General features: G+C 35.8%; 9 protein-coding genes and 1 pseudogene. 4 read left to right on the top strand and 6 right to left on the bottom strand.

Annotated elements, in window-relative coordinates; translation table 11 throughout:
- Nucleotides 1–470 precede the first annotated feature (470 nt).
- Entirely contained in the window at nt 471–1,592 is a 1,122-nt protein-coding gene (locus D5R40_RS13740) for a Rho termination factor N-terminal domain-containing protein (protein WP_124145671.1), read from the bottom strand.
- Nucleotides 1,593–2,556: 964 nt separating this feature from the next.
- Here D5R40_RS13740 and D5R40_RS13735 point away from each other — a divergent pair.
- From D5R40_RS13735 to D5R40_RS13725, 3 genes are all read left to right on the top strand, one after another.
- Nucleotides 2,557–3,288 carry a hypothetical protein gene (locus D5R40_RS13735; protein WP_240039003.1) on the top strand — a complete coding sequence of 244 codons (732 nt, stop codon included), beginning with the start codon at nt 2,557–2,559 and terminating at the stop codon, nt 3,286–3,288.
- A 237-nt stretch (nt 3,289–3,525) separates the two neighbouring features.
- A complete protein-coding gene (locus tag D5R40_RS13730) occupies nt 3,526–5,529 on the top strand; it encodes an ATP-binding protein (RefSeq protein WP_124154771.1) in 2,004 nt (667 codons plus the stop codon).
- Between the two features lie 130 nt (nt 5,530–5,659).
- Entirely contained in the window at nt 5,660–6,565 is a 906-nt protein-coding gene (locus D5R40_RS13725; RefSeq protein WP_124145656.1) for a PD-(D/E)XK nuclease family protein, read from the top strand.
- A gap of 447 nt (nt 6,566–7,012) precedes the next feature.
- On the opposite strand, the pseudogene D5R40_RS39575 reads toward D5R40_RS13725, so the two are convergent.
- From D5R40_RS39575 to D5R40_RS13710, 4 genes and pseudogenes are all read right to left on the bottom strand, one after another.
- Nucleotides 7,013–7,735: pseudogene (locus tag D5R40_RS39575) on the bottom strand (ParA family protein).
- A gap of 291 nt (nt 7,736–8,026) precedes the next feature.
- On the bottom strand, nt 8,027–8,221 hold the full coding sequence (locus tag D5R40_RS39570; protein WP_240039004.1) for a hypothetical protein: 195 nt from the start codon (nt 8,219–8,221) through the stop codon (nt 8,027–8,029).
- 492 nt (nt 8,222–8,713) lie between these two features.
- Nucleotides 8,714–9,769, bottom strand: a complete 1,056-nt coding sequence (locus tag D5R40_RS13715) for a fatty acid desaturase (RefSeq protein WP_124145657.1) — start codon at nt 9,767–9,769, stop codon at nt 8,714–8,716.
- Nucleotides 9,770–10,103: 334 nt separating this feature from the next.
- A complete protein-coding gene (locus D5R40_RS13710; RefSeq protein ID WP_124145658.1) occupies nt 10,104–10,325 on the bottom strand; it encodes a hypothetical protein in 222 nt (73 codons plus the stop codon).
- Nucleotides 10,326–11,077: 752 nt separating this feature from the next.
- On the opposite strand from D5R40_RS13710, the gene thrC reads away from it, so the two are divergent.
- On the top strand, nt 11,078–12,169 hold the full coding sequence (thrC, locus tag D5R40_RS13705; RefSeq protein ID WP_124154770.1) for a threonine synthase: 1,092 nt from the start codon (nt 11,078–11,080) through the stop codon (nt 12,167–12,169).
- Between the two features lie 56 nt (nt 12,170–12,225).
- Here the strand turns inward: thrC and D5R40_RS13700 are convergent, their stop codons facing one another.
- Nucleotides 12,226–12,849 (bottom strand): hypothetical protein, encoded by a 624-nt coding sequence (locus tag D5R40_RS13700; protein WP_124145660.1) that lies wholly within the window; start codon nt 12,847–12,849, stop codon nt 12,226–12,228.
- Between the last annotated feature and the right edge of the window lie 27 nt (nt 12,850–12,876).

The raw sequence follows: 12,876 nt of genomic DNA, 5'->3' as shown, positions 1-12,876 counted from the left end.
GTACCATTGGTGGCCGAAAATTCAGGTTTAATTACTCCGATGCTACCGGATTTGATATTACAGCGGTTTTCATATTGAAACCACATCGTCACAATCAAAATCCTTTAGGGACGTTCCAGAACGTCCTTACTGTGGTCTACTTAAATGAAAAGCGCTGTAAACCCGCCACACAAAAGATAAATATAAATTTATAGCAGTCGAAGGAAAGCTTAGGAAAGATCAAAAGCTTAAAACTCAGGCAACATAAGATTTTTCTTTCTTCCTTCTGCTATATTAGTCATAGCAATATAGTCAAAAGTTACTCTTCGTTCCTTTAACAGATGTTCAAAACGGTGATTGAAACTCTCCGTAAATTTAACAATTATATTAGGAGGCAGTGCCTATTGTGATGAGCAACTTTTGACTGAATTTTTGACGCAGGCTAACTGCCTGCGCTATTTTACACTACTGATACTCGGATTACACTCATCCTAACTAGCAGCAGCGTCAGCTTCTCGGAGAGCTTTGAGAATTTCAGGACGTTTCATACGCGCATAGCCACGAAGTTTCCGCTCTTGGGCAATTTTCTTCAGTTGTCTGAGTGATTTGGTATCATAATCATCAATGGGAACTTCTGGTTCTGCAGCAGCTTGAGCTTTAGTCTTTCTAGTAGTAGTTTTTGTTGTACTCGACTTAGACCTTGATGATGTAGAACTTGGTTTACTCTTGGTTGTTGTCTTACGCGGTGTCTCAGCTTTAGTTGCAACTTCTTCGGTAGAAGTGGCTTCTGGTATTGTTTGTAATTGACGCCGAACCGCAGATACTTGAGTTTTTAAGTCATCTTCAATATCTTGAACTAACTGGGAGAACTGATTAATTGTTTTGACAATTCCTTCCAGTTTTTTCTCTATTTGTTTATCGAGATCGTCAAGTTGTTTTGATAATAAGTCCACATTCACTCCTGATAAAGAATTAGAGGTTGTTTTATTTGTTGTTGAGCTTGTGATTTTTCTTGCCAATTTTTCTACCTTATCGTTAACTGAATTTTCTAGATTTGTAATCAAATTTTTGAGCTGTTCAATTTGAACAACATCCGTCCCTCGAACCTGCAAAGATTTTACTTGTTTTTTGAGTACCTCCTCATTTTTCTTGATAGATTGATCGATTTTTTTTGTGAGAGAATCTACTTTTTTATCGAATGATACCTCAAGTTGTTGCATTAGATGCTCAAAGTCTGGTGTTTCTACAACAGGTGGTTGAGTTAACTGCTCTATCTCTGCCACAGCTATCTTTGCTTGTTCATCTGTCATTTCATAAATCCAGGCCCATAGTTCCTTGATTTCAGCTTCTTTTGCAACTTGATACCAATCAGCACCACGAACTATTTCGTATTGCTGCTCGGAATCGTCATGATCTGTCAATCTCACAATTAATGGGATTAAGTTACTGCCTTGTTCAGAAAGACTCTTAACTAGAGCTTCATGTCTTTCAGCAGGAATATCTCTTACCTGAGAGTCTGGTACAGTGATTTGGGATATGGGAGTCAATTCCAAACTTACTGGTTGTACTGGTAAATCTTCTTGTCGATTTTTTCGCTTCGTTGATGAAACCATTTGCTTTCAACTTTCCTTGGTTCCTAAAATCAAATAAAGGTTTTGGGCTAATACTGCCTAGATAGCATTCTCCCGGTTACATTTTTTTTGTGGCTCCTCATTTATCACTTTTGATGATAAATTCAAGATTTCCAGCTATTACAGCTATTGGAAAAACCATAATTTCATCACAGTTTGATAAAATAGGATTAAGTGTCGGGAGGTGAGCAAACTGCTTAGTGCTGCCAAACAGGACTTATGATTATTGCATAATCTGGGAAATTATAATTAATTCTCAGGCTAGAAATTCATACAGCTATAAGTAAGTACGATCTCCAACATTACTTTTTGAACTTGTTAGTTTTTGCTATGCCTTAGTTTATTTTTTTTCTTACCCAGATTTTACTTTCACAAAGTTACTTTAGCATACTTTCATTGACTATGGAAGACAAATAATTTATCATCTTAGTAGCAATTGATTTTTTGCTATGAACTCAGTCAACACTTATAGCAGGGAACAGCGGTGTGACCCCGCGGGGTGGGACAGACGCATGGGAAAAGTATTTCTCTGTCTTACGGTTCATCATTAACATAAGTCCTGACCAACTCGTTCCTTGCTATACTACCTTTTGTTGCAGTTATCACTTTAAGACTACAATTTTGACTAGGTATTACCCAGTTAGGATTGTAGGAATGGCGCTCTGCTTCAATTACTCTGAATTAAATTAGCTTATGGCAGTAGATTTTATGGCCATATCAGGGAGCGATCGCATTACTCCATCCAAATATCTGTAGTTATTTTTTAACTTTTTTGCAAAAAATAGTCAAGGTGTACCTATCTGATTAATAATAATATTAATTGGTTGATTTTTGCAAGTGAGGAACAGACGATCGCATGGATGTTAAGGATTTAAAATTTCTATTAAAATTACTGAGCTATAAAAATTATCAAGTATCTTTTACTAAAATTCAACTAGAGTCTGAAATGAAGGTCTCTGAGAAAAATGAAATTTGCTCCAGACTTTGCGATCGAGGGTTGGTAAAATTTACTGGAGAAGTTACAAAAATTAATATAGCACCTCAAGGAAAATCACTCCTAAATAATAAAAAAGCTGTTAACTTACTTACCACCGAAGAATTGAAAGTGCTCAAAGCAACTGCTAAAGCTGCTATTTCTCCAGCGGAGACTGGTCTTGATACTAGCTATAGGAAAGCTGTTATCACAGACTTACTACAGCAAGGTTTGATTAAAGTTATAGATCAAAAAATCAAAGATGTTTGGTTGACAGAAAAAGGAAAGCAATTTTTGTGCCAAGAATATTCTTCTCGCAGCACTGCAAAAGAGATATCCTTAAAAATGTTAAGCGACTATCTTGATTTAATGCGTACTAACTGTTCGCTTTACTTCCCTAAACAAGAAAAACAGCAGTTTTCCAAGATGCCTGATCAACCCACTGACTCTGAGATTTTAGCTGTGATTCGAGATTTAGACCAAAATCTAGGCACAAATAACTATCTACCCATTTTTCATCTGCGACACAAATTACAACCTCCTTTATCTAGAGAAGAACTAGATCTAGCACTTTACCGTCTAGAAAAAAGTGACCAGATAGAATTAAGCTCCTTACAAGAAGTAAGCTCCTACACTCCAGAACAATTTGAAGCAGGTATACCTCAAGATATTGGTGGAAGTTTGTTTTTTATAATTCCCTACTAAATTTTCCGGTGTTGGTGATTTGAGGTATAATATCCTGTGTCCCCTCCGGGGGAGCTACGCTAATGGATAAGAGCGTGAACAAAAAACCTTCTCCTTCTACTACTCTTTCTTCCCTCCTGACTCCTGACTCCTAAATCATTAAGATTAATATCATACACGCGCTTCAGCAACACCAATTTTCCTATATCTGCTATCGTAATTCTCTAACCAGTCCAAAAAATATTACCAGTTTATAGTATGACATCTATAGATCAGATTATTCAAAGAGAAACCAATCCTTTCGATCAAGTAACTCTTTATACTATTAATTTTTGGCAAGAGCAACAAAATCCTAACTGGAATGTCGATTCTATCCATCAAAATATTATCTCTGATATAGAAACAGTGCTAGAGCAGGTTGCCCAGGAAAATCGTCCCCGAACTTTGATACTGACTGGTGACTCTGGTTCTGGTAAAAGTTATCTTTTAGGAAGAATCAAAAAATTATTCAACACAAAAGCTTTTTTCGTTTATATTGATCCTTGGCCTGATAGTGATTACATTTGGCGTCATATTTTGCGTCAAACAGTAGACTCTCTGATGAAAACTCCAGAGGGTCAAACAGATTCTCAGTTGTTACTATGGTTAAAAGGTCTACTAGATTCACAAAATAGTAGTTTATTCCAAAAAATTATTGGTGAAAGAAAAGTATTTATTAGAAATCTCAAAGGTATTTATTCTTCTGGAATTTATAATCCTAATGATTTTTTCAGCGCCTTTTATCATCTGTTAAATTCAAATTACATATCGATTGCTTGTGAGTGGTTACGGGGGGACAATTTGGACGAAGATGATTTAAAATCTTTGGGAATTAAAAGTAGTATAGATTCTGAAGATTCTGCTCAGAAAATTATGACGAATTTGGGAATTATTTCGGCTGCATCTCAACCGATTATTTTATGTTTTGATAATCTTGATAATATTCCTCGGTTATTGGATGGCTCGTTAGATTTACAAGCATTATTTAATGTCAATTCTAGTATTCATACTCATTGTCCACAAAATTTTCTGATAATTATTAGTATTATTACGAGTACATGGAAACAAAATTATGAATGGATTCAACCTGCAGATAAAACTAGAGTAAATGCTGGATATTTTCATCTTAAACCAATTACTTTAGAACAGGGAAAAGCAATATTGGCAGCTCGTTTGATCCCTTTGCATTCTCTGGCAAAACCAAAGCCTAAATCACCTATATTTCCTTTGTCAACAGAAATATTAGAACAGAAGTTTTCTAGAGGTAAAACTCTGCCTCGTAATATATTGGAATTGGGACGTAAGGAATACGATCGATACAAAAACAAATTATTATATGAGTCAGGAAATGTCCAAAAATTAACACCAGAAACAAAATTAGAAACTTTTAAATTAATTTGGCAAGATAAATATCAAAAAACTCAGAAAAAAATTAATAAAATTACCGATTTTGCAGCACAAGAATTGATTAGAATGCTACAAGAAGTATTAATTGCTGTAGAATGTAAAGAGGTAAAAACTAAATTATTAAGCGGTAAATATGCTAGTCATTCTTTGAGCTATCAACAACAAAATAAAGAGGGAATTATCGGTGTTGTTTGGACAGAAGATAAAAATATGAATAGTTTTTATAATACTATGAATGCTTGCCAGAAAGTGGCAGATAAAAGTTTATGCCAAACTTTATATCTAGTGAGAGCTGCTGAGGTTGGAAATGCCAAAAATATGAGCAATAGAATATATAGAAAAATTTTTAAGGGTAGGTTGAAAAATTGTCATATTCAGCCCAACCTGAAATCTGTATATTTTTTGGCTACATATCATAGTTTGGTGAATGCTGCTCTAGCTAATGAATTAATGATTGAAGGTAAGATTATTAGTCTCAAAGAGTTAGAAGAAATAATTTGTGAATCACAGATTTTAAACAGTTGTAGTCTATTACGAGATTTATCTGTAGTTGACTCAACAGATAATCAAGAACAACAAAGCGATTCAGATTTATCAGATTTAGATGAGGTGAAGGATTTTGTGGTAAATTTAATTAAAACAGAATGTTTTATGGAGCGCAAAAACATAATTGAAAATACACTAAATAAATTTATTAACATAGAGCAGTCAAAAATTTATACAATTATTGAGGAACTTGAAGGAGAACAGAAAATCAAAAATATTACTCCTACATCAAAATTAGATCGAAAACTAGTTTGTTTTATTCCTATTTAATAACGAACATTTAATTAAAGTTAGGAACGATAAATTAAAATCAATATTTAGTAGATCAAACTGATAGTTTTTGAAATTTTTTTAGTGATCTTAACTGCTTAAAAACCTGGAAAATCAGGATAGTTTGTCAATGCCAATAACTAATAAACCTCAACTACAGTCTCCCCCATTCAGTGTTACCAATGTTAAAGTTGCTTTTGAGTGCCCGCGTTTATTTTATCTCAAACAACGTTTTGGGGGCGACCATATATTTTTGCCAAAAGATTATATCCAGGAAATTGATAGTGCTTTTCTCGACTTAGCTAATCAGTTGATTAATATGATTAGAGAAGAATCTAGGATTCAAGCTTTGTTTAAGGGGAAGTTTGAGGAATTGATGGTAGAAGTGATCGCTAATCAAATACAACAATTATTTTATGAGTTGATTTTCTTTCCTTATTTAGACACAATAATTACAAAGGATTCTAGTCTAGCAACAGCACTCTATCAAAGTTGGCAGGTCTTAATTAAACTAATTTTAAATATATCTAAAATTATTGTTAAAAATCGGCGTTACTGCCATGAAAGTATTGTAGTTCGTCGCACATTAATTACAAGGGAAATACTACTAGATTATACTTTTAAAATACCAGATGGTGAGAATCAAAAGTTAACAGGAAAAGTTAATAATTTAATTTTTGATTTTGAGTATCGTCGTTTATGTGTGGTTAATTATCAGACTTATGAAACTGTAGAAGTATCGTCTCAGTTAATGGCGGTTGCTTTGTATAGTTTTCTACTGAAGCAAAAGAAAAAAGTGCCTGTTAATGCGGTTGTTTATTGGGTTTTGCCTGAGTTTGGAGAGTATCATTATTCATGGGAAAAACTTGAGAATATGGTGGAGAGTTTAATTCCTGCTAAGTTACAGGAGATGCGGGTGTGGTTAAGGTGGGAGGAGTCTCAACCAGACCCACCTCCAGCAACGGAGCATGAGTATTTATGCGATATTTGTCCTCAGAGGGAAAAGTGTCAGAGTTTTTTTGATAGGGATTGGTAGGAGTTATCAAAAGTAGGTTGGGTAGAACGAAGTGTTAGCGTTTGCGCAGCATTCTGTAGGAAACGTTTGACAGGATTCATGTTCTTCACCAAGACTTACTTCTCTGGCAGTATCGTCCTTAGTCCTTCAGGCTTATCCGCTTTTAGCCCATGCACCCTCGAGTAATGGTTGTTAACCCATTAAACCTGAGCTGCGAAGTCACTCCCTAGCTGAGAGGGGAGGAATTGAACCTGCATAGGGTATAAGTTTTTAACCTTTTGGTTAAAGGGTCATGTTGCAGTCATGGCTTCTTTGACCCAACGAGTCGCACTCAACCCAACCTACGGATACTTGGTATTTTTGGTGTGAGGGAATGCGATCGCTACTTTCTATTCTGGTATATATGCTATTTTTCTGAGTTTTTCGTAGGTTGTTTTCCCGAAACCAATTCCCTTTTTAGTTTGTTGTTTAAGATTTTCCCAAGTTAAGTTTTCTCCAGACTGTTTCCATAACATTAAGCTCGTAACGTTGAGAAACTGCTTGAATCTGTTTTGGTAATGTATATTGTACAAATCTATTGTTAGGGTTAATTTTACAAGGCAGTACACCTAATATTTCTATGTCTGGTTTATTCATCATTTGTCTAAAACGGTTAACATCTCGCTGAAGATAATTTTTAACATTAGATAAACCTTGATTAGCAAATGGTTTTAAGTCTGAAGGAATGATTAAATAGTTAGCACTAACTAGGGGAACAAAGGCATACAAATTCAAAGAAGGTGGTGTATCTATCAGGGCAATATCATATTTTTATTAGACAAATTTTAGTTTTTTTATTAGCGCAGTTTGAGTACTTCTCAGACCGTTTAACTCACCTTCAAGATCCATTAAATTTATATGAGAAGGAATTACATCTACTTCTGGATTATTAAACCTAGAAGCTCTAGCTACTTCTGGAATACTAGAATATTCATCGTATCTCAACACATGATAAATATAAGAGTCTTTGATATCATCAAATTGTTCATCATCAAATTTAATTAGACCTGTCGCAAAAGTTGTATTCGCCTGACTATCTAAATCAATAACAATAACTTGATAACCTTTTTTACTCAAAGCGGCAGCTAAATTAACCACTGTTGTCGTTTTTCCAACTCCACCTTTATTGTGATAGACAGCAATTACTTTCATAGAATTTATCCTACCTTGATTAATTGGATTAGACTCTGTTTCAATGTTTACTAAGTTTTCCTGATTTTCGGGAATATTGCTAACAATTTCTTTTGTCTCAGATTGAGTAGCGATCGCCTCACTTACACCTGCTTTTTCTACCGGAGTTTCTGGTATATTACAACTCTCTTTTTGACGCAAATAGTCTCGACCTACTATTTTTTTAATTTCTTCTATTTTGTCATCAATTTCAATTCCCAAACAACTAAAAATTAACTCAATCTGATTTCTGTCTCTTTGATAAATCCTAATTTATTTAGCATTAGTTAACAACCCATATTTTACATTTATACTTGTTAAATAATGCCTCAGTTTTCGTTGATGGCGGTCTAAATTTTCTCTCGGATGTTTTGCCTCCATAACTAAACTCAATGGAGAATCTCCATCTAAACGAAAAGGTAACTTCTGGACAGCAAATGATAAAAAGTCTAAACGGATACTACCCAAAGTTAGTTCTTGATGTCAATGTTCGATACCGTATCCTAATTTTGGCAGTAGATAACTAACAATTAGTTTACTTTCTACTTCGCTTTCATTGCGACATAAGTCTGGATTAAAACTCAAGGTGATTATTCCTTAATTTTGAATTTTTTCCTTGATTAATTTATCCGATCCTATCCAACGGATTAATTGATGTCAATCTTGACAATTTGATTCAGTTGTATTACTTTTTTTTCAGTATTTTTACAGTTTTATACCAATTTATAAAAGTGGTATTATCAATTAATTTTATTCTGCTTGGGGTTATTTTTCTAAGAGCATCTTGCTCCCGTTGAGTATCAAGATACCCTATAAAAAAAATCCGGTCAAAATGCCGGATTATATAAAAATTGATAAATGAAAAATTAGTGGTATGTGTTAATGGGGTTTGAATCCCTATTAAAAACCTTGAGAAGCTGATAGCTAATAGCTGATAGCTGACCGCTTTCCTGACTAAAATTACTGGGAAACTTTCTGAGCATCATACTCTTTAAAAGTTAGGTAAAACTTAGTTTTATCATACAGATGACATTTCTCTGTTATCTCCTTCATTAAAGACCAAGAAAACTTAGTTTCATAAAGTTTATCTCCCCATTGATCCTTCAAAAATTGATGTGCTTTCCTGAGATTATATGAAGGAATTCCTGTAGAGACATGATGGGGAATATGCACATTAATATCATGGCAAAGAAACTCTACCCACCGGGGATAATCACAATGTACTGTACCAAATAATTGAGCCTCCGCTTCATTCCACTCTTCTACAGGAGTAAAAGGAATTTCTGGTACTGTATGGTGAACAATAGTAAATGTACTCATCCAGAAATGGTAAACCAACCAAGGCATTAACCAAAACTTGACCAGACCCCACAGGCCAACTGTAGCGATAAGCAGAGGAAAGGCGATCGCGCTAAACCCGAAAACTACCAACGCAGAAAACTTGACATCTTCCCTATCTTTAGCTTCAAATTTTCTCCAATCAAAATGGACAACCGCCCAGTGAGCAACAGATCCTAACCACCAAAATCTTCCACGCATAAACTGATACACTGACTGCATCAAGCTACCTGCATTCCCATAATCTTCTGGATACCAAGGTTGCCAAGCATTATCTTCCCCCATTTTATTCGTATGTTTGTGGTGATAATTATGGCCTATTCGCCAGCCATGAAAGGGATAAATTAAAGGCAAAAACACTAAGTGACCAACCAGGTCGTTGACCCAGCGACGGTTAGCAAAAGAACGATGACCGCAGTCATGGCCAATAACAAAAAAACCAGTCAATGCTGTGCCAGTGAAAACCCAAAGTAGGGGCAATAAAAACCAAGGTGTAATTGTTAGTCCCCAGTAACCTAATACAACCATAAAAATATTGACTGCTACCATTGTCCATGTTTTCCATTTATCTTTGAGAAAAACTTCACGAGGTAGAGTTTTTACAATATCTTTAAGTTGTAGTTGCTCGTTTCTAATCTCAGAATTTCCATGAGTAGATTCTGCAATTGATACTGTCATAAATTATTTGAGTTCTCCGTATTTTTTTTGTGGTTATGTAGTAGATTTATGATTCCGAAAAAAAACGCCAGCGCAAATACTTTGCTGGCAGTTTTGACCACAGAAAGTAGTTAACAGAAATTTTTAAGACATACTAGAACTTAGTGAATCTTAGTCAATTTTGTACACAATAACACTGTAGTAAAACCTTTCTTGTTACATCATAATCTTGTCATTATCAAAGTCAATTAATTGATTTGGTTACTACTACTATCTGATTTTTTATTCATCAAGTTGAGCAATCATTTATTTATTCACAATTTTTATTGATTGAATTATTTTTCAACCTCTGAGACTAATTTTCTAAGTTTCGTTCTTTTATAGTCCGCAATTCCAACAATAAAGTTTCTACTTCTGCCTCAAGATGGAGCAACTTAACTTGTTGATCTGTTTGATACAAAGATTTCATCTTTTCTTGAGTGTAGTTTTGATTGCTTGATACCCCTGAAACATTTACCCTTTTAGAAGTATCTACAGAAACAGATGCACTGGACAAATTGGATATACTGTTAGACATCAGTAACTTACTAGCCATTTATACTTACTTCACTTATTTTTCTATTGTAACCGGAATATTAAGATAAATTACAACAAATTAAACTATTTAACTTCCGGCATTAAAAAGTTGGAGTACCATATCCAACACTAAACATTTGGATAATACAATAAGATTAGTAAGGTTTAGTATCCTTCTTAACCATAGATTTGATTAAGTTTTCATTGTAAAAATTCGGTAAGTGGGAAAAGTGCCAGTTTAACGGCTCGATGGAAACAACGCGACGGGTAATAAAGCGTAGTCAAAATATGCGATAATCAAGGTATAAAGACACAATGACCTTTGAACCATGGTGAGAGCATCGTTAGCTAATGGACGCTTCAGTTAAAGGGTGGTTAACCGAAAAGGTAGCCCAGTGCTAGCCAGCACTCTGTTTCCAGCCGTTAGTCAGCACCTTGTACCTCAAAGCGAGTGAATCAACCAACAACTTTAAAAGTAGTCTCAATGGTCGAATGACCGGAGAGGGTAGTGGCGATTGGCACCGCCTTGTGAGCTGCTGCTGTATGCGTACTATGGTACGGTAATGGCAATGTGGCCGTTACGAGCAATGTGAAAATCGCGGATTTATCCCGATAGAAAACTCCTAATCACGAATCCACGCGGATTTATCCAGTGGAGTGTCAACCTTACTAAAAATTGACCAAAAAGTTATTTATAGCTTTGGCCTAAGGTAAAAAAACTAAACTTTACAGTAAAAAATTCAAAACTTAAAAATGACCTTAACACGGCCCTTTTCTCAGTCAAAATTACAAGGCTGGCCTGGTTTGATAGAGGCATATAGATCCTATCTACCAGTGACAGAAGAAACTCCTGTAATCACATTGCAAGAAGGTAATACTCCTCTCATACCTGTGCCGACGATCGCCCATCAAATAGGCGGCCAAGTAGAAGTCTTTATCAAATATGATGGCCTTAACCCCACAGGTAGTTTCAAAGATAGGGGCATGACTTTAGCTATATCCAAAGCCAAAGAAGAAGGGGCAAAAGCAGTAATCTGTGCTAGCACAGGCAATACCTCAGCTGCCGCTGCTGCTTATGCTAGACGAGGTGGGATGCGAGCATTTGTCATAATCCCAGATGGTTATGTTGCATTAGGAAAATTAGCCCAAGCCTTATTGTATGGTGCAGAAGTCTTAGCCATCAAGGGAAATTTTGACCAAGCCTTAGAAATTGTCCGAGATGTGGCCGCTAAATATCCTGTCACTTTAGTTAACTCAGTTAATCCCTATCGCCTAGAAGGTCAAAAAACAGGAGCTTTTGAGGTAGTGGACACTTTGGGGGATGCCCCAGATTGGTTATGTATTCCTGTAGGAAATGCCGGAAATATCACAGCATATTGGATGGGATTTTGTCAATACCATCAAATCGGAAAATGCGATCGCCTTCCGCAAATGATGGGTTTTCAGGCAGCAGGGGCGGCACCCATTGTTCAAGGTCATCCTGTAGTCCAACCGGAAACAGTGGCCAGCGCCATTAGAATTGGCAATCCTGCTAGTTGGGAAAAAGCTGTAGCAGCTCAACAAGCTAGTCAAGGAAGTTTTACAGCGGTTACCGATGAAGAAATATTAGAGGCTTATCGTTTATTGGCGTCCAATGAAGGAATTTTTTGCGAGCCTGCTAGTGCTGCTTCTGTTGCGGGTTTATTGAAAGTCAAAGACCAAGTTCCCAGAGGAGCAAAAGTAGTTTGTGTACTTACTGGTCATGGTCTCAAAGACCCAGATGTGGCGATTAAACATAGCAATAATCAGTTTCGGCAGGGAATAGAGCCAAATATAGAGGCAGTAGCGGAAGTTATGGGGTTTTAAAGGAAGGAAAAAGGAAAAAGGAAAATATTTTTGGTTCTACTTTTGAGCTTTTCTCTCTAATCTTTACTACTGGGTAAGCGGGGCAATGGCCTTTCATTGGGCGGCAACTGAGCAGCATTGGGAGATAAGCTTTCCTTTAGTTGGATTTGATTTTGAGCTTGAATATTGGCTTCTGTTTTTGGCTGAATATCAGGAGTAATTTCCGATTTCTGTTGTTTGCTTGCTTTTGCTTTGGCCAGAATATCTACTGCATCTGCCAAAGCATTTGTTAAACTTGTACGAGTATTTGTATGATTGACTTTCTCTTGTTCGAGAGCTTCAGTTAATTTTTGGACTTGTGCAAAAGCACGCTCCCGTTCTTGGACTACTTCAATTATTTTGGCCTTAAATTCAGCTAAAGTTTGTAAATTTTCGATTTGCTGTTCAATAGTTGTTGCACTTTCATCTATACTCTCTTCAACAGATGGAAAACCTTGTAATTTCTGAGCTTGGGCTTTTAAAGTCTGAATAGTTTCTTGAGCCAGTTGAGTTTCCGTTCGTCGTTGTTGAGCTTCAGTATTGTAGAGTTGACGCCACTTAGAGGCACTATCCTGGGCAACATTTAATTCTGTTTGAAGTTTTACTATTTTCTCTTGAAGAGCCTTAATTTCATTTAACCACGGAGTTATGTCCTGACTCATATCATATTTTAGATTATAGAGTGTTCA

The sequence above is a fragment of the Okeania hirsuta genome, from assembly GCF_003838195.1.
In the GTDB taxonomy this organism is placed as follows: Bacteria; Cyanobacteriota; Cyanobacteriia; order Cyanobacteriales; family Microcoleaceae; genus Okeania; species Okeania hirsuta.
The sequence above is the reverse complement of the archived record's forward strand: the minus strand, read 5'-3'. Positions and strand labels throughout refer to the sequence as shown.

Bases quoted from the DNA above. Each gene is read 5' to 3' on its own strand.
- D5R40_RS13715 (WP_124145657.1), bottom strand. From the start codon at position 9,769: ATGACAGTATCAATTGCAGAATCTACTCATGGAAATTCTGAGATTAGA.
- D5R40_RS13725 (WP_124145656.1), top strand. From the start codon at position 5,660: ATGCCAATAACTAATAAACCTCAACTACAGTCTCCCCCATTCAGTGTT.
- D5R40_RS13730 (WP_124154771.1), top strand. From the start codon at position 3,526: ATGACATCTATAGATCAGATTATTCAAAGAGAAACCAATCCTTTCGAT.
- D5R40_RS13700 (WP_124145660.1), bottom strand. From the start codon at position 12,849: ATGAGTCAGGACATAACTCCGTGGTTAAATGAAATTAAGGCTCTTCAA.
- D5R40_RS13740 (WP_124145671.1), bottom strand. From the start codon at position 1,592: ATGGTTTCATCAACGAAGCGAAAAAATCGACAAGAAGATTTACCAGTA.
- D5R40_RS13710 (WP_124145658.1), bottom strand. From the start codon at position 10,325: ATGTCTAACAGTATATCCAATTTGTCCAGTGCATCTGTTTCTGTAGAT.
- thrC (WP_124154770.1), top strand. From the start codon at position 11,078: ATGACCTTAACACGGCCCTTTTCTCAGTCAAAATTACAAGGCTGGCCT.
- D5R40_RS13735 (WP_240039003.1), top strand. From the start codon at position 2,557: ATGAAGGTCTCTGAGAAAAATGAAATTTGCTCCAGACTTTGCGATCGA.